Genomic DNA, 23900 nt, shown 5'->3' with positions numbered 1-23900 from the left:
CCCAATCAAAGATTGCTGCAGCAGCCAATATCAATATCATGACTTTGAGAAAGAGGCTATCTGAAACTAGAACCATTCTTATGAACACGCAGTTCTTGAATTAGATGTCATGGTCAATTATGGTTAGTACCAAAAAATTTTTTTTACCGTATTTGTATGAATGAAATACAATCTTCCTAATTGATATTTAGTCATTGATTTTAACAATACGCTTTTGTTATTTACAAACTTACATTCTCTTATCGAATTTTTAAATAATTTATTCTGAATGAAGAAAGATAACTTTGACTTCTTTGAGAAATGAAATAGTCAAGTCATTTATCCATATTCAGAGCTTCTGAACTCCTTGTATTTGATTGGTAAATAGTCATTAAATGTGAGATCAACGTGAGGTTTCGCTATAGGTGTACCGGATGGGATATTAGGGATCGAGTATTTCTCATATTGTATTTCTTTATTGTAACTATCTTTAATGATTAAACAGTTGTTTGATTTTTGATACTGATTTTATAGAATAGAGTATCTTATCAAGAACTTCTCAAGGATGGGGTTGTATTAGACCAGAGTACCATGGAATACTTTCGTGTTCACTTTATCAGAACTATCTATAATAGTATATGAACATTTAATTTGTAAAAATCTAATTCTTAAATATTACCATTAATAATACCAAGTTTGTCTACCATATTTATAGCATGTTATATATGATTATTTGTGAGCTCTAGTATTGATTGGCATGATGTTATAAAAAAAGAAGCCAGGGGTATTAATGATGCAGATTTTGGTGAGGTCCAGGAAGTAACGCCTCAATTTGTCATAACTCAAAAAGGATTGATAGATATAGAGATATTTGGCATACCTAAAGGAAAGGCCGAAAGTTATGATGGAAGCATCCTGCGATTCAATGTTTCGGAGGATGAAGCTTATACTAAATATCGGGGACCAGAAAACTTTGAAAAGAGTTCACAAGGTGAGGATGACTTGACCAAAGATAAAGTGCAAATTCCATCACAATACATTCAAGATAATCAAATTGACAAATCCAATACAGTACCACTAATGGAGGAAAGAGTAGATGTTTCAAAACGAACTGAGGAAGACATAGTAACAATAACCAAAGAGCCAGTAACAGAAACCAAAACTATAGAGATTCCTGTAACCCATGAAGAAATATCTATTGAAACGAGAAAATCTCAAAACGGACAAAGTGAAACAGATCAAAAACCCGTTACCTCAACACAAGAAATAGAGATACCTGTTAAGAGAGAGAAAGTCGAAATTATTAAAAGACCCTATGTTAAAGAGGAGGTAGTAGTAAAAAAGAACCCTGTAACTGAAACAAAAGGATTCACGGAAGAGATAACCTCTGAGAGAATCGACTTGGAAGATTAGCATTAATATGATCCATAAAAAAATACCTAAATGTTTTTATTTTTGAATAGACCTTCACAATACATACTTTTGCTATATGACTTGATCTGTGATAGTGAGAAGGTGGTGGATTGCTATCTATCTAACAACTTATTGAATTATATTGTTCTTTCGTGAAAGTACAGTAATTTTTATATCCCTGCTAGTGAGTAATAACGCCCTTGCTCAACGCTTTCGTATTCTAATAAATTATCAAACATATTAAAGGATTGTTTATCAGAGTAGACGTGAATGCCAAACTTGACAAAAAAATTGCTCTTGTTACAGGAGCAAATAGGGGAATAGGATTTGAAATATGTAAACAACTTTCACAATTGGGATTAAAAGTCATACTGACAGCCCGCGATCAGGTAAAAGGTGAACGTGCAGCACAAACATTAAGCACCAAAGGCTTGGACGTTTCATTCTGTAAACTGGATGTAACAGATAAGAAAAATATTGTGGATGTTTTCAATGAAATAGAAAGGAAGTTTTCACGTCTCGATATCCTGGTTAATAATGCTGCAATATTGTATGACTCAAATCAATCCACTCTGAACGCTAACTTGGATGTGGTTACCCAAGCCCTTAAAACTAATCTATATGGACCGTGGTTACTTTGTCAAAAGTTTATTCCACTTATGCAAAGGAACAATTATGGACGGATAGTAAATATATCAAGTGGCTCAGGTTCGTTATATTATATGGGTGGTGAAACCCCTGCATATGGCATTTCTAAAGTGGCTCTCAATGCGTTAACAAAAAAATTGGCGTGGGAGTTAGATGAAACCAATATACCTGTAAATTCGGTTGATCCTGGTTGGGTATCAACTGATATGGGTGGAAAAGGAGGACGTCCAGTCGAAGAAGGCGCCAAAGGTATTGTATGGGCATGTCTATTATCCAACAATGGTCCTAGTGGTGGGTTCTTTTATGATGGACAGATTGAACCATGGTAAATTATGAATAATCTATTATATTGTCATCATCGTATATCGGATAAAGGATGTTGGTTCATTAAATCCTTAATGGGATGTATTTACATCATGAACCTAGATTTTAATATTTTTGTGTGTTTTGATTAGTAATGAAGTAATGAAATTTCTTTAATATATTGAATTATTTGATATTGCTGTTTTACATTTATTTTATTTTATATTTTCAGTATGCAAAAAAACCATCGGTTTGGATGTCGAAGGGTTAGAGAAACACATGGATTCTTTGATCACTTCTAATAAAAAATGTTTGGAACGTTCCGATTTAGGTTTATATGGCTAATTTTAAAAATCTCTATGATAAAACAGAAAATATTTGGATGAAATGATGCTGCCATGATTGAAATCAATAACTTTCTACAAAGAGGGAATCGGAAGATAAGTAACATTCAAGTGGTGAAAGATTTTGATACCACAGTCATTGGCGAAATTATATGATTTTTTTATGAAAAATGTAATGAATTTACATTTTGATTGGACTTTCTACTTTGACTAAATCTATGACTGAATTTGAATTTCTTTACACATTATCATATGCATTTGATAGCACATTGACTATGCTATACAGAATAGTTTCAACAGACTTGAATGAATTTTTAAACAGATCTGCGATATTTGCCTAAGTGATCTATTATGATCGTTTTAATAACAATATGCATATTTATTTCCATTGGCACAAATTGCAATCATCGTTGCTCAGTCAGAAGAGATAGGAAAGGATTTGGGGTAGCCAGATGGATAGAAAAAAAACTTGAAGAAAGACGTCATAGAGTCTACTTTATAGATCCAATGGAATTAGATTTGCCATTACTTGATAGAATGTATAAAGAAATGGTGAGTCCTTCTGAAAAATTTGTAGAACTTAGAGACAAAATTAAAAATGCAGAGGGATACATACCTGTTACACCAGAGTATAATCGAAGTACATCCGGTGTATTAAAAAATACATTGGATTATTTTTTGGAAGAATATTATTTCAAACCTTCAGCTATAGTTTCTTATTCTCCTGGTATGTTTGCTGGAATCAATGCGGCACAGCAGTTACGATTAATATTTGCAGAATTAGGTTCACCTTCAATACCTTGTTCATTGGCTATTCCAAGGGTACACAAGGTATTTGATGAAAATGGGCATTTAATCGATGAATCATATGACAAAAGAGTAAGCAAATTTCTTGATGAGTTTGAGTGGTATGTAAACGCATTAACTACTCAGAGATCTAAAGGCACTCCTTATTAATTGGCGATGAATTTTATTTTATAACAATGACTTTAATCAATATTTATAAAAACTTTTTGACTGTCTTGAAATTAAATTTTCAAAGTTCACAATTCAATCTTTTCTTTATTTCAAACTCACAATGTGTTTCCTTTAGTCGAGATACTTTCACATTACCTTTCCTTCCCTTCCCTTAGTATCCCTATCTCTTTTATAAGAATGAGGACAAACCTATATACCCTATCTCATTCTTTTTTTGTTATCATACGGATGAACTCAATTCTCGGTATATTGTATACCCTGTTTCTGAAGAATATGAGTCTTGTCCCTAACAAATGGCTACTTAGACGATTAACTTTTTATACTTGTTTTAATGGTCCAGTCCAAAAACCATTCCGCTCTAATTGTAATTTTGATAATCAGGATCGGTCGATAAAGAACCAATCAAGCATTGTCATATGGTAGTAACTGTAGGATTATTATTGATGATCTTCAATATAGAATAGATGGCATGTAATATCCAGCGGGTTCATTATACATCCCAACAGTCATAAGAGTAAGTTGATGAACTAGCCTCAGCTTATTATCAAGACACCATCTAAATAATTTGGCATTTCGAGTTGGAATAAGGATACCTGGTCCTCCATAACTCTCTGGAATATCCGTATCCGCAGCAGTTTCTGAGGCTATGAGAGCTTTTAGATCATCATTGGCAAGTCCAACAGAGTGATTAAAATATGTCAGTCCGCTTGTATAGCCTGTAATTTTATTTCCTGTTAAAACTACTTTTGCTATTCCTTGTTTTATGCTATCCTTGAGTTCACCATTTCTATCGTGACCATGAATTGATTTGCAGATTGCGTTACAGTATTCCAAGTCTGATTCTTTTGCTCTTCTCACAGACTTTCCAGGAATCTCTGCTTGAATCGCTTTTCCCTGAAGTGTGGATATGGGCTCCCTAACATCAAATCCCAATCTGGTATACAATGCAAGCGATCGGTTATGATAAGATGCTTGGAGTAAACGAATTGCTGGATAGTTTTTGTTCCTGGCTCTCTCCATTACATTTTTCATTAATAGTCGACCCACACCTTTATCCTGTGACTTTAGATCAATTGTTATTGGTCCAACTCCTGCTACCAATGTTGATCTTTCATCTAGAAAGTTACTGCCAATAATTTTGTTACTATCTTGGTTTAGATCTTCGGCAACAACCGAATAGAACCCTGGATTGGACAAAAAGAAAGTTGCCACGTTTATTCCAGTTTCAACGTTTGGAAACTCCCTAGGAAAGCCATGTTTATCTGCAATTTCTGAAAATGCTTCAAAAATTATTCTTCCGATCTCTTTAGCATCGTCTATAACTCCTGGCCTTAATCTAAATCCATGGTCATTAGTAATCAACTTTATGAAAGAAATTGCTTAACTATATTTTATTCTTTTATTTGTCTATTTTGATACTTATGTCATTATGATATCTAGGGTTTCAAAATTTACAGATAACATACAAATAGGGTTATTGAAAATAAATGCAAATAAAAAGAAATAAGACAAGATTTTCTTCCTGTATTTTAAAATATTTGAGAAATTATGTTGACAAGGTTGAGCTGCTGATAGCAAATTCTTGCATTACTCTGAATATGTCTATTACTATTTGTTACCAATTTTTTAAATAATTCTTTCAAAATCATTGACTTCTATTGTCTCAAAGTCGGTCCAGATGTTATATCCTGTAAAAATAAAGACTTGAAAATGAAGATGTGGAAGATAAGTGTAACCAGTTAAACCTACTCTAGCTATCGTTTCACCAACCTGTACTTTGTCATATAACCTTACATTGGAACTTTTAAAGTCTAGGTGATCATATCTTGAAAATTCACCATTTGAATGTTTGATTGTAATGAAATTACTGTATGACCAATATGCTGGATCAGGTCCACCAATATTCGAATCGTCTTTGACGTATGTTATCACACCTTCTGCTGCAGCAAGAACGGGTGTACCTAAAGGTGCAATGAAATCTATAGCATGTTGGAGTTTGCCAACATGAGCGGGCGATGACATTCTGTCTATTCTTTGTAACATTTCCTTAGGAATAGGAATCGTATATGAGTTCTTTGCCTTCACTTATCGAGATTACCTTAACATAGAATTTTATATAATATCCTTTATTAGGACTGCAGCATATAGCAAATTTTATATTTTCATTTTTATATGTATCTCTCATTCGTTTGGTCACCTCAAGCCGAGAAATTTCTTTGCAACATTATTGGATATTAAGCATTAAAAAATTATCAGAAATTTTATTAAAGTGTGTAAAAAAATTTATAAATCTGTTTATGTGAGAATTTGAAAAAAAACAGAAATTGAACAAAGACGTTAACACAGTTTCTAAATCTATTTGCTATTTTGTTTTGATGATCTCCGTTATCTTACCTCTGGCAATTTTGAACTTGGAGAAGGTATTGGCACAACCTCAAACGATCTCTATCAAAGTTGGAGAGTCACCGCAAGTCTTGGAATACAACCCAAGCAATGGTAATATTTACGTAGCCAACTTTAATTCTGGAGATATATCCATAATAGACAGCAATACCAACAAAGTGATCAACACAATCCCAGTAGACGGCAGCCCTAATGCTTTAGAATACAACCTTCATAATGGTGTTATGTATGCTACTAATCTATATAATGTGTTAGCCATAGACAGCAATACCAACAAAGTGATTCAAACAATTGCGGGAGGAGATAGTCCGCAATTTTTAAAATACAACCCAAGCAATGATGATATGTATGTAAGTAACCTGGGACAGGTATTAGTATTAGACAGCAATACCAACAAAGTAATACACACCATACATATACCACATGGTCCTATTTTCCTAGAATACAACCCAAGCAATGGTAATATTTACGTAGTTTCTGATCCTAACTCTGATACAGATACTGATGTACAAGGTAAAATTCTTGTAATAGATAATGCCACAAATAAAATAATTCATACTATTAATGTAGGAAAGGGTCCAAGCTTTCTAGAATACAACCCAAGCAATGGTAATATCTATGTTTCTAACTCTGAGTCAGGAGATATATCCATAATAGACAGCAATACCAACAAAGTGATCAACACAATCCCAGTAGACGGCAGCCCTAATGCTTTAGAATACAACCCAAGCAATGGTAATATTTATGTTTCTAACTCTGAGTCAGGAGATATATCCATAATAGACAGCAATACCAACAAAGTGATCAACACTATTACGACAGATGACAATGCTCAAAATCTAGAATACAACCCAAGCAATGGTAATATTTACATGACATCCATTTCTAACTCAGATGGAAGCGGTAAAGTCCTTGAAATAGACAGCAATACCAACAAAGTGATCAACACTTTTAATGTGGGAGATGATCCGCAGGATATAAAATACAACCCAAGCAATGGTAATATTTACGTAGCCAACGAAAATTCAGACAAAGTGTCGTTAATAACAACAGCTCATGCTATGAACTCTACAGATCAAAAAAATTCTTTTGCAGTTTCATAACTGCCTAAAGGAATTATAACATCACATGTAACTAGCATATAGATGTATATAATAAAAAGAATGTGACTAATTCTTCCTACTTTTAACAACGTGATTTATGATGTATTATTAAATGTTGGCGTATTTTGTTTAGTTAGAAGTTTGTTGTTGTTGATATAATTACCTTGGATTTTCTATACTTTTGTCTTGTATTTTATTATGAGAGCATAAATACGTCACCTCTTCTACCTTGTATCGTTTAATCAAAAATCATAAAAAAAGTGAATGAATAACAAATATTGTTCTACTTAATCAGCATGCTGCTACATTCACATCATTGCTTGTTTAGGACAATACTTGAATTACATATTACAATACGAATGATAAATATTTGAGTTTGTGAAGTTAATTCTACTAAATTATTTTCCTTATTATTTAGTAACTTGATTTGCTTTTCTAGGTTATTATTCTAAATATCAAATACTTTGGTGAATCAATTTATGATACTATAGTTGAAGAGATTTTTATTGTTGGGGCGCTATTTCTCCGGATGATATTTAGTCTCATGTAAGTCCAAAAGAAAATTAATCTTCCAACCATTCGCTTAGAATTTCTTTAATCCTTTCTTTATCTTCTTTTTCTACAAAAATTCTGTATTTTTTGTTAGGATATAGTTGTTTGATAAAATCCAAGTCAAGTGATTCTAATTTTTTGGATTTGGTATTATAAAACATGAGTCTCTTTAGCGTAGACTCATCTACAGGTGGTTTAGTAGCCTTTTTGTTTGTAATGTTAATTACCAGAACTACGCTATTGTCAGCCAACCCTGATTCTTTTTTGATTTCGTCTTGCAAGCCTTTTGATCCCTTTGTGTCCATTATCCTAGTAATCTTGTTATTATCGCTTAGATCGAATTCATGAACCAATGATAAAATATTCCTGTTTAGATAATCATTGACCAACTTCTTAGTCTTTTCATTTTTTGTTTTTGATAATTCATAAATCAAAACATCATCAGAAAGTTCCAAAAGAATTTCCATTTGAGGATTGGTTAATTTATGAAAGATAGTATCTGATTCTTTTGCAACTTCTTTCATTATATAAGACAAATGTATGTCGGCTCCTTGTGATATCTTGTGTAAATAAATTGACCTGTGCATTTGAGAATATGCCTCAAAGAATCTCATGGCTGCTTCTTTAGCTTGAGTAGATACAGTTACGATCTTGTCTTTTTCTAAATAATACAAATTCTGGATTATTCTACCTACGTCTACAAATCCGTATTCTTTTGCACCCGTTCTATTGGAGTCTAGGATCAGATAATTGAACCTGTCTACATTATACGGATCCTCTTTTACGAGAAAATTCAAATACCAATTGGATTGCAAAAAAACATCCATTTTGGCTATAATCTCTTTTCTCACACCGACTTTTTCAAGAACTTTTTTAGTTTTGTCGATTATTTTAAGGTCTGGGGATAGATCGCACAACAGTGACATAACCTCGTACGACTCAATCGTATTTTCTGATAATTTAAAAATAAGTTCTCCAAACTTATCATAAATTATCTCCAAGCTTAAGTATTCATGCTTCCAATCTAGAGATGGATTTACTAATTTTAGAAATTCCTCAAATGTATGGGAGAAGGGAGCGTGTCCTATATCATGTAACAGTGCTGCCAGCCTTGTAATTTGAATTTGTTTTTTAAACTCATTTTTACAATCTATTGTGTCCATCAAGTCAATTATTGAAGTGGAATTAATCGTGTTGTTGGAATTTAATATGATGTATGTGGATGCCTCGCCAGCAACATGCATGGCACCCAAGGAATGTTCAAAACGCGAATGAGATGCTCCTGGAAATGCCATAAATAGATTTGAACTCTGCTTAATTCTTCGTAATCTTTGGAAGAATTTTGTGTCAATAATTTTTTTCTCAATAGATGTTATTCCAATATATCCATACTCGGCTAATCTTATACTATTGGTAAAATTTAGAAACGGATGATATACAGGCAATGTGTTAGATATAAACCCAATTTTTAAAAACTATGTGTTTATTTCTGATTTTGATTTTTTTGCAAAATAGAATGTATGACGATTCATCGCAGGTCGGTTTTTATAATTTGAAATCTATTACTAGGCAGAGATAAAGGTTAGTATGGTGCGGTTAACTTTACACGAACAGCTCTGCCAAGGTACAAGTAGACAAAAAAAGATTCAAAAATTGGGCAATACATTTACCAATTTTCAAACATGAGGAACCATTGCTTTGATTTTCATGAAGACTTGATAATTTATGAGGGTTTCCATAGGATTGAATCCCAAATAGCGATGGTTTTAAGAATTCTATTTAAGTATGCCGGAATATGTTTCTAAATATAGGAATAAATTTTGAAGACATGCTCGCAGAACAAAAAAACAGGCTATAGATATTGCTTATTGGATATCATGATATTAAATTTTAAATTTTTTGATAACAAACAAAAATGCAAAGTATGGGGTATGGCAATTTTTGCTTTTCAAAAAGATGCATTAGACAACTATGGAGTATTTAAGAAGTATGATTTGGAAGATCCTCTTTAAGAAACTACATCAGAAGTATCAAAAAATACAATCATTTATTACTTTTGAGGACTTTTTGCCTTGTTCATTTTATAAAAATATTTAGTAAAGTATCAAAATCTTTCAAATAATATAATCCATAATACATTCTATTATGTATAAATACTAAGACTTAAAAGATCTAATTTTGTTTTATACATGCCTTGTCAGAATCTATATTGGATTGGGAAAGCATTGTTCATAAAAACGTTAGATCAAATGACTATCAAGATGCGGGAAATGTTGATGCTATTAATTCAGATTCTGTGATTATTGCCTCTCATGGAGACCGAAAGGAGTATAGCATACCAAAAAGTCAGATTGAAGGGTACAACGGTGCGGAAGTATTCTTAAAGTTTAGCATCGATGAATTAGAGTCCTACAAGATTTAAAAATCCAAATTCCTTTTTTTTATTTCTCTTGTTTCTTTTTTTGAATAATCCAAGATAACTTTTTTTATTCTTTTTCTTGTTCAAATTTGAAATTTAATTTAACTGCTATATTGTCTGTCAAGCCTTTGGAGATTAATTCTCGTGTTTAAATAAAAGCGGGGAATTCTGTCAACTTAAAATACCAAATGTAGCTTTCTTTTAAATCATGATTGGGAGGAAGAAGAGGGAAGATAATTTATGGAAAATCGAATATATCGACACTATTTACAAAGTTTATGACTGGGATAAAAATCTCACAGGATATTTCTTTCCAAATTATAATGTGGACCTAGATAAGTATCATGACAATTCAGACCCAAACGGAAAGAATGATGCATCATTGCCTGACCATGAAATAGAGGAGAACATTATAGAACAAATGATAAAAGAGAAAAAAAATGTAAGAGGTGGGAATCTTATGCTTCCTATGGTTAAACTTAATTTACTAGATCACTCGGAAGGAATTCACTTGGATTATGTAATAAGTTCTTTGGAGGAAAATACACAAAGAACTAGAAAATGGAAACAATGGATTCATGATAATCGTCAACAATTCCGTATATTTGGTAATTCTATTTATACTGCAAGAGAAGACAGAAATATCTTATCTATTGTTTTAGGAATTGATTTAAGTATTGTCTTGGATGAAAAAGAAATCCGTAAAGAACTCAAACCATTATTAGATAAGCTCCATCAGGATGAGCTGATATAGTTTATTCTAATCGCTTGGCAAAAACCTTTCCAATACCTTCAATTGGTTCAAGAATCCATTTAACAATACAATTTGAATAATCATTATTATTGTTATTTTACTGTGGTAACGTAACGACAATGAAAAAGGTGTTGTAGGTTATTAATTTTATTTTATCACCAGTACAGGACAATATGCATAGGTGACGACATCTGTTGCTACACTTCCAAGTAGCATTTTTTTCAACCCTGAGTGACCTCTGGTTCCAATGATGATTAGATCTACATCCCTTTCTTCTGCATAGTTCAATATTGAGGCAGCAGTTGAGAATGGTGTTGTCATGACCTCTGATTTGACCTTGTTGTTGATATCAATTGAGGATTTTTGACCAATGTGATTTTTTATTTCATCAAACCACTTTTCAGCTTCCTTTTTGTATTCTTCGAAATACGATGGAGCCACCATCCCGAATACACCAGAAGAATCACCATGGTGAACTTTAGAAGGAACAATCGCAAGGAGGAATAATTCTGAGTTATATTTTGTGACTAAATCTAGAGCATAATTTACAGCGTTTCTAGAATATTCAGATCCATCTATTCCCACCAAGATCTTGGAAAACATTTATTTTTGTATTTGTCATCCTCATTATTATAAAAGTATCTTAATTATATGATGTTTTAATTCAATAATTTGACTGTGGGTCTGTTGAAGATTGTGTTGTTCTTATATAAGGGTGAGATTAGTTAATGAGAAAAGTAAGAATGTTGTACGAATTTGCTTTCTGTCCTATTCTAATCTTTAATTGAAGACAACCCTTTCTATCATCATCATTCTATTTGTAAAATTAATACCAAATAATCCAATTTCTAGGTTCTGTTTCCTCATCAGGTGTTGAAAATGGGTGTTTAGTTTTGGGTGGTAAGTTATTAATCTCACCTCTATATCTGTTAACTCGACCTGTTATTTCATGAATATTCTCAACAAGTTTCCAAAGGCGTTCTCTATTAGGTAAAACAACATCATTTCGTTTACTATATTCTAAAATATAGATTATGGCACTACCCAATTCATCATAGAGTCTTTGGTTTAGGTCTTGCATTCTGTTGACCTGTTTCCATTTTTCTAATATCTCCTGCCATGCTTCAAAATCTGCTGTCATTTCAAATCCCTAAATTCTGTATCCTTCGCCTTTTCCTCTAGGTCTTTTTTTACCCATTCCACAACTTTTTTATACCCTTCTTGTTCCTCAACCCTATCCATTACACTTTTATCCTTTTTTTCATATGGGAGTGTAAAACTCTTATCCTTACCGAGTGTTTCACTCCACAGTATTTCAATACTTGATTTTATTTGATCAATCTCCACATATAGACTAGTGATATCTGAAGTATCTTGTTGTAGGAGATTTATAACCATTTTTTTAAACATTAGTTGGTCTCTTTCTTCACTTCCTTCTGGTAAATTTTTTATTACCTTTTCTATTTTATCCTGTATTTCATCTAGAACTTTCCATCTATTCTGTAGAATCTCCAATTTCATTCTAAGAAAAGGATAGCCCATATTCAATAATCATCTCCACTATGTTTTCTTTTTAACCTCATTGTTTCCCTTGCTTGCTCAGCCGATTCTTTCGGTTTCAATTCTTTTCTTAATGCACCTTCAACCATCTCTGACAAATCCATGTTTCTTGTTATGGCTTCAATCTTTGCCTCTTTCCATAAATCTGGGTCAATTTTAATTGAAGTTGGTATCCGACCTCTTGAGTCGGGTTTCTTCTCTACCATATAGTATTATATAATTAAAGTAGTATATAAGTATAAAACACTAAAGTTAAATACTACCATCGCTATACTACTAGTGGTATAGTAGTATGAGCAACAATCAAATAGATTTTAGAATGGAAAGAGGACTTTTAATATCAAAGGAAGGTTCTATCATCCAAAACTCCAGTGGAAGCTTTACAGTTCATTCTCAAACTTTTACCAACAAGCAATATGAAGTCCAAGCTTTAGAATCTATTTGGGTTTGTAGTTGTCCTGATTTTGAATACCGAAAGATAGAGTGCTGCAAGCATATCTATGGCGTTAAACTATGGCTTGAAAGTCAACCTAAAATCTTTGCAGAGGATGCTACCAAGTGCGACCAATGCGGTTCAATAAGGGTTATGAAGTACGGTCTTTACAAGGAGAAACAGGTTTACAAGTGCAAGGACTGTCAGCACAAGTTCAAAGAACCATCTCTCTTAAAGGGATTAAAGTTCGATCCAGAAATTGTTACCTTTGCTCTGGACTTGTATTTCTCTGGACTGTCATTAAGAAAGGTAGCTAGGAATCTAAACGACCACTTTGAGCTAGACCTTAGCTTTTCAACTATCTATTCTTGGATACAAAAGTATATCCCTAGAATATCAGAAAATGTCAACAGCCTAATCCCTCAATTGTCTAATCAATGGCATGTAGACGAACTGTTTGTAAAAATGAAGGACGGCGAAACAAGTAAAGGACAAAGCGGATTAGCTTACCTCTGGAATGTCATGGATAGAGAATCTCGATTCCTCATAGCCTCAAAGCTTTCTGAAAAGCGAGACATTAACGGGGCAATCCAAGCCTTTAACGAAGCCATAAAGAACAGTCATGGCAACAAGCCTCTAACAATCTACACTGATGCATTAAGAGCTTATAGAGAAGGCGTTAAGCAGGTATTTGGACAGCAGACAGACCATGTTGCCAAGTGTGGTATCAACAAGCCTCACGCTAACAATAACAGAATTGAAAGGTTAAATGGATCACTAAGGGAAAGGGTCAAGGTTCAAAGGGGTTGGAAGAGCCACAAGTCAGCCATTGCAGAAGGTCAACGCATCTACTATAACTTTGTCAAGCCACATGCAGCATTGAACGGAAAAACGCCTGCGGAGAAAGCTGGAATAGAATTAGATAAATCGAACAGTAAAAACAAATTTAGAAATCTATTAGAAATATGAAATGATATGAAATTTAGAAATGGATATATTTTTAATATAGTATGTTAATCATGTTTTTACATGATTATATTATACCATCAAATAGTGACTCATGTAGGGTATAATAAGTTAGTATATAACGGTGTTATGCATAATATATATGGGGAGAGAAAATGAGTGTATCAGCAGTAGTAGAAATACAATGCGAGCCTAATAACTGTAAAAACATATTGGGATCTACGAAGAACTTTAGAAATATACATGTCACTAATGCCTTTAGAACACACAAGTATTCTCCTAATGATGCAGACGTAATCATAACCTTGGATGTTGATTCCGAGAAGGATTTAATTGATTTTAAAAAAAATCTTTCTCAAAAGTATAATCCGAGAAATATAAGAATCCGAATAAGTAAACGAAACGCCTAAATTTTCATTTAATTATCTTCTTTTCTGATTGGATAGATATGTATTTACAGTATACTGTGAGCTAACTTATGTAAGTATTTCAGAAGATGAGGTCATAAGTAGATTGGAATCTATACCTTTCAACAAGCAGATCAATCCATCTATGCGTGAGTTAACAGATAATGAAATTGAGGACGCACCGCCAATTATACAATTAATCATTAAGCTTAAGACCAAAGATGATAAGCTGAGCTGCTACCAATTGCTAAGTAATTTACCAAATATAAGGATCATAAGATTTCAAGATGAAAAAACTCGAGGTCTTAAAGGTTTTTTCCTATCTACTACAAGTCATTTTGCGATAACCGCAGGATTAATTGTATTGTTTACTATAATAGGTCACAATGTGATAGTATTAATCCATGATTGGATTTCTCATCATCCAATTGATGACCTTAGGATATACTCCACTATTCTTTCCGCCTTGGTAGGAGGAGCCATTGCATACTGTTTGGAAGTAATTAATTTCATGAGGGAAATAGACTAATATTGACCGACTAAATCTCTTGTTCTATTCACCACCCACTTTTAAACACCCAAATTTAACACCAACGGAGTGAACAGAACAAATTTCTATAATTATTCCAAAAAAAATGCAAAAAATTTGGATTAATTAATTTAAAATGAAAATGTATAAGTATTAGGCTCCTTTATCTATTTTATGCATGCGTTTGATACTAGTATAGTAGAACATATAGAAATTAAAATGATACGTCCGTCACAGTTTTCTTTAAGAGATAAATTTAATGATTATCAAGAAGTAGAATCACTTGTATCTAGTATCAAAGAGCATGGGCTGTTACAGCCAATTTTAATTCGTCCGTATCAAAATAACTTTGAAATTGTGGCTGGCCATAGACGTTTTTATGCATGTAAATCCCTTAGATGGCGTCACATTCCTTGCAAAATTAGGGAAATGAATGACAAACAGGCTTTTGAAATTCAACTAACGGAAAATATTCAGCGAAAATCTATGAGCGTACTTGAGGAAGCAGAGGCATTTAGAAAATATGTACAAGACCTCGGGTGGGGGGGAGTTACCGAATTGGCCAAGAAGATAGGTAAAAGTGAGGAATATGTTTCTCACAGAATACAACTTTTAAAGCTTCCACAAGATGTAAAGGAAAAAATAATGTTAAATAAACTAAGTGTTAGTCAAGCCCTTGAATTAACGACTCTTTCTCCTAGCAACATTAGCCAGTTCACGGACCATATAATCGAAAATGAATTAACCATTAGACAGATAAGAGAAGTAAAAGCAGTTTTTACAAAAGAAGGTCTTTCAGGTGATGATTTGGAATTGATTGCTAATGAAAATATTAACCTTAAAAATCTAAAAACACTAAAAATTACCAAAAAAACGTCTCTTGCTTTAAAAATAACTCTTGCACGGTTAGACAGTATAATAGAGGAGGTTCAATTAAACTGTGAACCTGAACAAAGTACGGATATTATTAGCTTTTTAATGGACTTGCGACTTAAAATCCACGCTTTAATAGACGATACAATCCGCTTTAAAAACACTAGAATTACAAAAACTGCAAAATATCTAAAAAACTAATTATTACCAAAAAGTATTTTTACATTTTTGCCATTTTTTTGAACAATAAAGTTTTGTTGGAATATAATATTTAGTTGGTGATCATCTTCCAAGGAACGGTGGCATCCATTCACTTAAGAATTTTTTGTATTCCTTATCTGTATAAGTAAACGCATTAAATGTAGATTCCTTTAGTGGAGAAAAATCGTATACTTCGTAAGTCTGTATGATGTCTCCAAACAAGTTCCTATATATATCACTTTCTTCGTCAGCTACCTCTGGAGAAGAAAACACCTGAATGGTAATCCAATCATATCCTCCTCTAGTCCTCCCAGAAAATAATACAAATGGTGCATCTTCTAAGTATTTCTTTAACCCTTCTACTCTACTTCTCAAATGCTGCGATGGTCTAAATGTTACCAAAACCACTCTAACTATTTTATGCCTGACTTTTTTGGTATCAATAGATATAGTATATCTTGATATTATTTTTTCATCCTCAAGAGTTCTTATTCGCGAATCTATCTCTTCTAGACTCAAATTATAGCCATAGTTTCTTAAAAAGTCCCAAATTTCATTTAAATCCTGTTTCGCATCTTTACTTAAAGCAGAGAGGATTAATTCGTCTATGGAATCTATCATTGATTTGATACTACAAAATTATTGATCTAATTATTTATAGTTTAGAACTTTAATTTCAAATTAATTACAGAATTTTCCGGTTAAAAATCGCATTAATAAATCACGAAATCAAGATTAATTTAAATAAATCAATTAAACTTTAACATTTGATTGTCATTCATCCTTTCTGAAGGGATAGGTTACCTTATTTTCATTGGAGGGGGATTGATAATGACCGTATTAGTTTTGGTATTGATCTTTGTCGATACCAAGTGGCTAGGAGTAAGAAAAACATTCGAGTGGTTTTCTACAGCTGGTCGAAATATAAAGAGCGGTCTGTTAGCCTCTTCTGTTATTTCTGCTTGGATATGGGCTGCCACATTACTTGAGTCATCAACCGTTGCCTACAAGTATGGAATTAGCGGACCGTTTTGGTATGCGGCAGGAGCTAGTATACAGATAATTTTGTTTGCCGTTATTGCATTAGAATTAAAAAAGAGAGCACCTTCATCTCATACCTTTACTGAATTTCTCTATCTTAGGTTAGGGAAATTTGGTCATAAAGTATTTTTGCTTTTTGCCTTGTTAGCAAACTCAATTGTTACGGCCATGTTAGTTTTGGGCGGTGCTGCTGCATTGAATGCTTTAACAGGCATTGATATCACAGTTGCATGTTTCATTATTCCGCTTAGTATTATGATGTATACTTATTTTGGGGGACTAAAGGCTACTTTCTTTGCAGATTATCTAAACACTTCTTTGATATTTATCGTAATTTTGATCCTCGTGGTGGGGATTTACTTTTACAATCCACATATTGGTGGAATAGGGGGCTTATTTGAAGGACTTCAAGAGGCAAGTATATTAGATCCAGTCGAAGGTAACTCAGGTGGCTCATTTCTTACGCTTGCATCGGTTGGAGCTCTTATTTTTGGGATTATCAACATCATCGGTAATTTTGGAACTGTTTTTGTCGATCAGACATTTTGGCAGCGTGCCATTGCGGCGCGTCCCAGATCATTGATTAAGGGATTTTTTGTTGGTGGACTGGCCTGGTTTGCTATACCTTTTGCGCTAGCTACCTCTTTAGGACTTGCTGGGATCGCATTACATCTTGATCTTTCTGCTTCTGAAGTTAGCCACGGCTTGGTCGCTCCAATCACTATATCAAACCTCCTTGGCGAGGTGGGTGGTATTTTGATATTGACTATGCTGTTTACCGCAGTTACATGTGCCGGTTCTGCTGAACTGGTTGCATTCTCTTCTCTTTTTACATTTGATATTTATAGAACATATCTCAAACCCTCTGCATCTGGCAGACAGCTTATGAGCATTTCAAAATACTCTGTCCTGATATTTGGATTTGGTATCGGGCTTCTCTCTTTAACCTTGTTTCATATCGGCCTGAATTTGCAATACATTTATCTGTCGATGGGAATTCTCATCGGCTCTGCGGTGGGTCCTATTTCTTTATCTCTGATTTGGAGAAAAACTAACAAGACTGCTGCTTCAATTTCAGCCATACTGGGTCTGTTATTCGGAATCATAGTTTGGATTTATTCTGCTAGTTATTTTTACGGAAGTATTTCTGTAACATCCACAAGTCATGATATCCCACTTTTATTGGGTAACTTGACATCATTTGTTTCTGGATTCGGATTAGTAATCTTGGGAAGCTGGATCAAACCCGATAACTTCAATTTCAATATCACAAAACAGCGAATTGTTGTAGTCGAAGCGAGAATAAGATCGCTAATAAAGGAGGATAATGATGAAGTCTTTCTAAAAAAGCGCACGCTTTTTGGATATAAATATGGAATAATTTTCACACTTTTATTGGTCGTAATTTGGCCATTGCCTTTATTTTTTTCAGGGTATATATTCTCATTTGAATTCTTTGCATTTTGGATAATACTAAGTATAGTGTGGACTGGTGCAGCTGCTTGTTTTCTCATTGTCAAACCCATTATCGAATCCAAAAGAGAAATTTCGACAGTCGTTTCAAAACTTTTATTTTTGGTAGAAGAGCGCATTAGAAGAAGAAATCAAGATAATGAGACATCAGATATTTCAAAGAGGAATACCGGAGATCATCTTGAAAATCGTGTTGATGCCAATTATAAACGGATTCTTGTAGCTGTTGATGGTTCTATGCCTTCTATAAGGGCATTAGACTATGCTAGTCATGTGTTTCAGGTCGATTCTATGATCTACGTGGTGCATGTGATTGATTGGCCCGATGATAGCAAGGATGAAAATATTGAATATGATAATGAATTATTAAAGCGGGTAGAAAAGGAGGGACGTCTTGTGCTATCTAGTATTCTCATAAATACTTCAAGGAGATGTGAAAGAATAGTAAAGGTCGGGAACCCTGCGAACAGGATTATCAAAACCGCTCATGATCTTAATGTCGATATCATTGTCTTGGGAACAAAAGGGTTGGGTAATTCCAATGAAATTGGTCACGTTACAAGAAAAGTATTGTCTGAATCAGATAAGCCTGTATTGCTGCTAAATTGAATGTGTATAATAGAGATCTATTGTATATTAATAAACCGATATTCGATACAAATTGTTAAACAATACCTGTACAGAATCCTTCTATGGGAATACCAACATATTCGTCGGGAGATCCTCTTCTAGATTTCTTCTATATCTTGTTTAATGGAATCTCTGAAATTCCATTGTTAAGTTCACCAATAACCGGTATATTTATTCTTGCTGGTGTACTTATTGCTTCGCGCAAAGCCGGTATAATGATGGTCGCTGCAGGTTTAATTGGTGCGGGGACAGCGTTACTACTTGGTGCAGATTATGGTTTAGTTACATTTGGTTTGTTCGGATACAACTCCATTCTAACTGGAATGGCTTTCTGGTCTGGACCATTCGTAAAAGCAAATCGCGTAACCCTTACGATTTCTATATTTGGAGCCATAATTACTGCTGTAGCGTGGATGGCATTCTCACACTTTATGGGAGATATTTTTAGTCCGGATCTCAAAGGTGGTGTAGCCAATTCTGTAGCTATCCCTGGATTTACATCTTCCTTCATATTTACTACTTGGGCTATGATGTATGCAAGCAAACGGTATGGCCATGACGTTTGGCCAGAAGTACCAGAATCTGTTAAAGAAGTGAAAATTTCTGGAAGCGATAATCCCGTACAGCTAAGGCCTGATAATTTCAAGTGGACACCCAAAGAGTTCATAATTGCCACATTCAAGGGTGTATCTCAGGTTACCTTTGTTGAGAATTGGAAGACTGGTGTATTTTGGGTCGTAGGACTTACACTTACTTTCGAGTTAGCACCTCTCATAGCTGGTGTTCAGGACAGACCTTGGTTTACTAATGGGTATACATCACAGTGGAATGAATATTCGCCTCTTTTTCTCGGAGGACTTATGGCGCTAATAGGATCGGCTATAGGGGCAGCATTGTCTATATTAATGAAGTTACCTACACAGGAAACCAGAATTGGTTTGCACGGGTTCAATCAGGTACTTGTAATGATTGCGTTAACTAGTTTTGTGCCACTAACTTGGCAGTCATTCTTATTGGCTGTACTTGCAACAGTTGCATGCTCTGTTATTGTAATGCCTGCACTTCAGAGATTTTTTGGACAGTGGGGATTGCCTGCGCTTACGGGACCATTTGTATTTACGGCTTGGGTCTGGCTCATTGCGATATTTGGATTTGGAAATATACCGGCGGGGATAGGGTGGTCTAGACCCGAAGGCTAGTTTTTTCCTGGTTCTTCGATCACGATCAAGACTTATTTTTTCTCTAATTTGAAAATCTAGCCATTTGTTTTTAAAAGTAATATTTCACCTTCTATAACTTGCCTTGTTGTTGGTTGATATCGAGGGCGATTTGAAAAAGATCAAATCTGATTCTACATTGTCAGATACACAAAAGATCAAAATGTTTTGCGATCTCATGTATGAACGCAATGTAGAACCAATTATTTTGAGACTCTCTGGATACATAAAAAAGAAGCCGATGAAAGTAGACTATCTTCTAACCTTTACACCTAGTAGGATAATTCTTTTGAGAAAAAGCATAATCCGAAAGCTAGCTGATCCCGGATATGTTGCTGGTCTCGGGCCACACCTTTACTATGTATTATCTGAAAAGATCGATTATTCGGACATTAAAGGAAAAGATTCCTTCGTTCAAAAAACTTCTTTACAGTCTCCAGATGAAATATCTATAGATTATAAGGATATTAAAAAATTTGTGTTATACCCTGACGCAAAAACCTTGGTATCAAATATGTTTGGGACAGCAATAAAAGAAAATGTATTATTAATTCATACAGTGCATGAAAAATTTGAACTGATATTACCTACCGGAAAGAACGGTGATTACAACAAGACGTTTTATTGGTTAAAAATGTGTATACCTGTCAAAATTTCTAAACAATTATAGTTTTTAGTCGACATCGACTAAATCGGATCATTGTAATTGTTCATATATATTAATTATTATTTTGAATTTTAAAATAATTCACTACGCTTGTTATATTTGAATTAAACATGATGTTAGCCCCAAGAGAAATTGAAAAAATGATGATTTGGACGGCGGCTCAAATTGCCGAAGGTAGAAAACAAAAAGGAGTGAAACTAAATTATCCCGAGTCAATTGCTTATATAGCCAATTTTGTGGTAGAAGGTGCACGCGAAGGAAAATCAGTCGCTGAGCTGATGACATCTGCAAGAAATATTTTAAAAAGAACGGATGTTATGGAGGGAGTACCTGAAATGATACACACCGTACAAGTCGAAGTTACATTCCCAGACGGAACTAAACTAGTTACCGTACACGATCCAGTTCAATAGGTGAAAAATGAATGACTACTGAGTATAAATTAAATATCATAATAATCGGAGGATCTGATTAATAATGATACCTGGAGAATATGTTTTATCAGAAGGAGATGTGCTCTGTAATGAAAACAGAAAGACAATTAAGGTTACCGTAAAACATACTGGTGATAGACCATGTCAAATAGGTTCTCATACACACTTTTTTGAAATAAATAAAGTCTTAGATTTTCCTAGAGAGGAGGCATTTGGATATAGATTAAATATACCAGCTGGTACATCGGTTAGGTTTGAACCAGGCGATTCGAAAGAAGTTGAACTGTGTGAGCTAGGAGGCTCAAAGGTTTGCTTTGGATTTAATGGATTAACAAATGGAAGTATGAAATCTGGTAATATAAAAAAATCTGCATTTGAAAAAGCCAAGTTCTATGGGTTTAAAGGAATGGGTAGTACATAGGGGAGGATGATTGTAGATGGTATTAAAATTAACCAAAAAACAATATACGGATTTATTTGGAGTCACAAAAGGCGACAAGATTCGCTTAGGTGATACTGATCTCTTTGTTGAGATTGAAAAAGATTTGATTTCACACGGCGATGAATGTGTATTCGGTGGTGGTAAGACACTTAGAGATGGTTTGGCCCAAACGCCTGGTGTTACCAATGCAGCTGGTGCTTTGGACTTTGTTATCACAAATGCCGTAGTTATTGATCCTGTCATAGGAATAGTGAAAGGTGATATTGGCATTAAGGATGGTAAAATCGCAGGTATTGGAAAAGCAGGAAACCCTCTAGTAATGGATGATGTGGATAGAAACCTTATAGTTTCAGCTTGTACCGAGGCAACCGCAGGTGAGCATACAATATGTACTCCTGGACACTTTGATACCCACATTCACATGATTTCACCACAGCAATATATAGATGGAATCAGCAACGGTATTTGTAACATGATAGGCGGTGGTACTGGTCCTGCAGATGGTACCAATGCTACTACTTGTACACCAGGTACGTTTAATATAAGTAGAATGCTTGAATCGGTAGAAGATACTCCAATGAACTGGGGATTTTTGGGAAAGGGTAATGATTCTCATCCTTCGTTGGCAACTCAAATGGAACAGATCGAAGCCGGAGCTTGTGGATTAAAGGATCATGAAGACTGGGGAACTACCGCAGCAGTTTTAGATGCTTCACTGCGTGCAGCAGATTTAACAGATGTTCAGGTTGCAATCCACACAGATTCGATAAATGAATGTGCCTACTTGGAGGATACAATTAATGCTATTGATGGGAGAGTTGTTCATAGTTACCACACAGAAGGTGCAGGCGGTGGACATGCTCCAGATATTATAGCAATCGCAGCAGAACAGAATGTATTACCTTCATCGACCAATCCTACAAGGCCATTCACCGTTAATACAGTTGATGAACACCTTGATATGTTGATGTTCTGTCACCACCTTAACCCCGCAGTCGCAGAAGATGTAGCATTCGCAGATTCAAGAATCAGAGCAGAAACCATCGCAGCAGAAGATGTCATGCATGATGAAGGTGTATTGAGTATGTATTCATCCGATAGCCAAGCAATGGGTAGAATAGGAGAGGTAGTAATACGTGCATGGCAAACAGCAGATAAAATGAAGAAAATGAAAGGAAAACTAAAAGATGAAGAAGGGGATAATGATAACCTTAGAGCAAAACGCTACATTGCGAAGACCACAATTAATCCAGCAATTACACATGGTGTAGCCGATTATCTGGGTTCCCTTGAGGTAGGCAAATATGCAGATATTGTGATGTATAATACTGCTTTCTTTGCAGCAAAACCAAAAATGGTCTTTAAAGGTGGATTTATTGCATGGTCTATAATGGGAGACCCGAATGCTTCTTTACCCACACCAGAGCCAGTGTATTACAGGCCGATGTTCGGTGCCATGGGTCGAGCTGTCAAAAAAACCTCTTTTACCTTTATGTCAAAGAAATCAATAGAATTAGGCGTACCTCAGAAATTAGGTCTAGAGAAAACAACACTAGCAGTGAAGAATTGCAGAAGTATAGGTAAGAAAGATATGATGTGGAACGACAAGACTCCTGAAATAACTGTTGATCCTGAAACATATGAAGTGAAGATTGATGGACAAATCGCAACAGTGGACCCTGCAAAGGAGTTGACTCTCGCACAAAGATACTTTATGGCTTAGGCCACAACTATTTCTTTTTTTAACTTTGCAATGAGCTTGCTACAAAACCATTTAATTATTTAATGTTAACTTTTTGATGATGTCTTCTACTATTTGAAAATGACGCTTAATAAATTACGAAAAATGAGGAAACACGAGGAACATCATAATATTATGTTCTTTTGATGTCTTTTGATAATTTAATTAATATGGAGATATATTGACTATTGTGCTTTTATTGAAGAAATATCGAGTCCACTATCTTTGTGCCTGTATAGATAAACTGCTTTAATTAAGTAACTAGACAACATTGATTATAAAATTTAGTTTATTGCAGTTTATCCTTTAACTTTGGATTACTGCATTGGTTGATCAAATTTTTAAATTCTAATTCTAGACCTATCCTGAACATTTATCTCTCGGTCTCTA

Annotated in this window: 25 protein-coding genes; 17 read left to right on the top strand and 8 right to left on the bottom strand. The window is 34.3% G+C overall.

What is annotated here, in order from left to right; all coding sequences use genetic code 11:
- The first annotated feature begins 714 nt into the window (after positions 1 to 714).
- From F1Z66_RS00955 to F1Z66_RS00945, 3 genes are all read left to right on the top strand, one after another.
- Complete coding sequence (locus tag F1Z66_RS00955; RefSeq protein ID WP_149861721.1) at positions 715 to 1392, top strand: YsnF/AvaK domain-containing protein; 678 nt, start codon at positions 715 to 717, stop codon at positions 1390 to 1392.
- Positions 1393 to 1658: 266 nt separating this feature from the next.
- Positions 1659 to 2369, top strand: coding sequence for an SDR family oxidoreductase (locus F1Z66_RS00950; protein ID WP_149861720.1), 711 nt, complete (start codon positions 1659 to 1661; stop codon positions 2367 to 2369).
- Between the two features lie 669 nt (positions 2370 to 3038).
- Positions 3039 to 3644, top strand: coding sequence for an NADPH-dependent FMN reductase (locus tag F1Z66_RS00945; RefSeq protein ID WP_149861719.1), 606 nt, complete (start codon positions 3039 to 3041; stop codon positions 3642 to 3644).
- Positions 3645 to 4115: 471 nt separating this feature from the next.
- Here the strand turns inward: F1Z66_RS00945 and F1Z66_RS00940 are convergent, their stop codons facing one another.
- Both F1Z66_RS00940 and F1Z66_RS00935 read right to left on the bottom strand, forming a co-directional pair.
- Complete coding sequence (locus F1Z66_RS00940; protein WP_195907440.1) at positions 4116 to 5027, bottom strand: GNAT family N-acetyltransferase; 912 nt, start codon at positions 5025 to 5027, stop codon at positions 4116 to 4118.
- A gap of 264 nt (positions 5028 to 5291) precedes the next feature.
- Positions 5292 to 5750, bottom strand: a complete 459-nt coding sequence (locus F1Z66_RS00935; protein WP_149861717.1) for a M23 family metallopeptidase — start codon at positions 5748 to 5750, stop codon at positions 5292 to 5294.
- A 239-nt stretch (positions 5751 to 5989) separates the two neighbouring features.
- Here F1Z66_RS00935 and F1Z66_RS00930 point away from each other — a divergent pair, with 239 nt between their 5' ends.
- Positions 5990 to 7171 carry a cytochrome D1 domain-containing protein gene (locus F1Z66_RS00930; protein WP_149861716.1) on the top strand — a complete coding sequence of 394 codons (1182 nt, stop codon included), beginning with the start codon at positions 5990 to 5992 and terminating at the stop codon, positions 7169 to 7171.
- A 563-nt stretch (positions 7172 to 7734) separates the two neighbouring features.
- Here the strand turns inward: F1Z66_RS00930 and F1Z66_RS00925 are convergent.
- On the bottom strand, positions 7735 to 9168 hold the full coding sequence (locus F1Z66_RS00925; protein WP_149861715.1) for an HD domain-containing protein: 1434 nt from the start codon (positions 9166 to 9168) through the stop codon (positions 7735 to 7737).
- 432 nt (positions 9169 to 9600) lie between these two features.
- On the opposite strand from F1Z66_RS00925, the gene F1Z66_RS16175 reads away from it, so the two are divergent.
- From F1Z66_RS16175 to F1Z66_RS00910, 3 genes are all read left to right on the top strand, one after another.
- Entirely contained in the window at positions 9601 to 9735 is a 135-nt protein-coding gene (locus F1Z66_RS16175) for a hypothetical protein (RefSeq protein WP_255437873.1), read from the top strand.
- A 182-nt stretch (positions 9736 to 9917) separates the two neighbouring features.
- Positions 9918 to 10145, top strand: coding sequence for a hypothetical protein (locus F1Z66_RS00915; protein ID WP_149861713.1), 228 nt, complete (start codon positions 9918 to 9920; stop codon positions 10143 to 10145).
- Positions 10146 to 10350: 205 nt separating this feature from the next.
- Positions 10351 to 10896 carry a hypothetical protein gene (locus tag F1Z66_RS00910; protein WP_149861712.1) on the top strand — a complete coding sequence of 182 codons (546 nt, stop codon included), beginning with the start codon at positions 10351 to 10353 and terminating at the stop codon, positions 10894 to 10896.
- Between the two features lie 147 nt (positions 10897 to 11043).
- On the opposite strand, the gene F1Z66_RS00905 is transcribed toward F1Z66_RS00910, so the two are convergent.
- The 4 genes from F1Z66_RS00905 to F1Z66_RS00890 form a co-directional block, all read right to left on the bottom strand.
- A complete protein-coding gene (locus F1Z66_RS00905) occupies positions 11044 to 11499 on the bottom strand; it encodes a universal stress protein (protein WP_149861711.1) in 456 nt (151 codons plus the stop codon).
- Positions 11500 to 11722: 223 nt separating this feature from the next.
- On the bottom strand, positions 11723 to 12037 hold the full coding sequence (locus tag F1Z66_RS00900; protein WP_149861710.1) for a hypothetical protein: 315 nt from the start codon (positions 12035 to 12037) through the stop codon (positions 11723 to 11725).
- Positions 12034 to 12444, bottom strand: a complete 411-nt coding sequence (locus F1Z66_RS00895) for a DUF342 domain-containing protein (RefSeq protein WP_149861709.1) — start codon at positions 12442 to 12444, stop codon at positions 12034 to 12036. The genes F1Z66_RS00900 and F1Z66_RS00895 overlap by 4 nt, the downstream gene beginning before the upstream one ends.
- Positions 12441 to 12662, bottom strand: coding sequence for a hypothetical protein (locus F1Z66_RS00890; RefSeq protein WP_149861708.1), 222 nt, complete (start codon positions 12660 to 12662; stop codon positions 12441 to 12443). Before F1Z66_RS00890 ends, F1Z66_RS00895 begins: the two co-directional genes overlap by 4 nt.
- 86 nt (positions 12663 to 12748) lie before the next feature.
- Between F1Z66_RS00890 and F1Z66_RS00885 the strand changes: the two genes are divergently transcribed.
- The 4 genes from F1Z66_RS00885 (at position 12749) to F1Z66_RS00870 (ending at position 15865) form a co-directional block, all read left to right on the top strand.
- Complete coding sequence (locus tag F1Z66_RS00885) at positions 12749 to 13858, top strand: DDE-type integrase/transposase/recombinase (protein ID WP_230207391.1); 1110 nt, start codon at positions 12749 to 12751, stop codon at positions 13856 to 13858.
- A 152-nt stretch (positions 13859 to 14010) separates the two neighbouring features.
- Positions 14011 to 14265 carry a hypothetical protein gene (locus F1Z66_RS00880; RefSeq protein ID WP_149861707.1) on the top strand — a complete coding sequence of 85 codons (255 nt, stop codon included), beginning with the start codon at positions 14011 to 14013 and terminating at the stop codon, positions 14263 to 14265.
- Between the two features lie 103 nt (positions 14266 to 14368).
- Positions 14369 to 14791 carry a hypothetical protein gene (locus F1Z66_RS00875; protein ID WP_149861706.1) on the top strand — a complete coding sequence of 141 codons (423 nt, stop codon included), beginning with the start codon at positions 14369 to 14371 and terminating at the stop codon, positions 14789 to 14791.
- Between the two features lie 174 nt (positions 14792 to 14965).
- A complete protein-coding gene (locus F1Z66_RS00870) occupies positions 14966 to 15865 on the top strand; it encodes a ParB/RepB/Spo0J family partition protein (protein ID WP_149861705.1) in 900 nt (299 codons plus the stop codon).
- Positions 15866 to 15946: 81 nt separating this feature from the next.
- Here F1Z66_RS00870 and F1Z66_RS00865 read toward each other — a convergent pair whose 3' ends face one another.
- Positions 15947 to 16486: an Lrp/AsnC family transcriptional regulator gene (locus tag F1Z66_RS00865; protein ID WP_149861704.1), complete on the bottom strand. Its 540-nt coding sequence runs from the start codon at positions 16484 to 16486 to the stop codon at positions 15947 to 15949.
- Between the two features lie 210 nt (positions 16487 to 16696).
- Between F1Z66_RS00865 and F1Z66_RS00860 the strand changes: the two genes are divergently transcribed.
- From F1Z66_RS00860 to ureC, 6 genes are all read left to right on the top strand, one after another.
- Positions 16697 to 18988, top strand: coding sequence for a sodium:solute symporter family transporter (locus tag F1Z66_RS00860; protein ID WP_201448487.1), 2292 nt, complete (start codon positions 16697 to 16699; stop codon positions 18986 to 18988).
- A gap of 83 nt (positions 18989 to 19071) precedes the next feature.
- Positions 19072 to 20208 carry an urea transporter gene (locus tag F1Z66_RS00855; RefSeq protein ID WP_149861702.1) on the top strand — a complete coding sequence of 379 codons (1137 nt, stop codon included), beginning with the start codon at positions 19072 to 19074 and terminating at the stop codon, positions 20206 to 20208.
- Between the two features lie 109 nt (positions 20209 to 20317).
- A complete protein-coding gene (locus F1Z66_RS00850) occupies positions 20318 to 20896 on the top strand; it encodes a hypothetical protein (RefSeq protein ID WP_149861701.1) in 579 nt (192 codons plus the stop codon).
- Positions 20897 to 21003: 107 nt separating this feature from the next.
- Positions 21004 to 21306, top strand: a complete 303-nt coding sequence (locus F1Z66_RS00845; protein WP_149861700.1) for an urease subunit gamma — start codon at positions 21004 to 21006, stop codon at positions 21304 to 21306.
- A 64-nt stretch (positions 21307 to 21370) separates the two neighbouring features.
- Complete coding sequence (ureB, locus tag F1Z66_RS00840) at positions 21371 to 21748, top strand: urease subunit beta (protein WP_149861699.1); 378 nt, start codon at positions 21371 to 21373, stop codon at positions 21746 to 21748.
- A 16-nt stretch (positions 21749 to 21764) separates the two neighbouring features.
- Positions 21765 to 23492 carry an urease subunit alpha gene (gene ureC, locus F1Z66_RS00835; RefSeq protein WP_149861698.1) on the top strand — a complete coding sequence of 576 codons (1728 nt, stop codon included), beginning with the start codon at positions 21765 to 21767 and terminating at the stop codon, positions 23490 to 23492.
- Positions 23493 to 23900 lie beyond the last annotated feature (408 nt).

It is taken from the genome of Candidatus Nitrosocosmicus agrestis (assembly GCF_008389435.1).
Lineage (GTDB): Archaea > Thermoproteota > Nitrososphaeria > Nitrososphaerales > Nitrososphaeraceae > Nitrosocosmicus > Nitrosocosmicus agrestis.
Note: the sequence above shows the minus strand (reverse complement) of the source record. Positions and strands in the feature narration are given on the sequence as shown.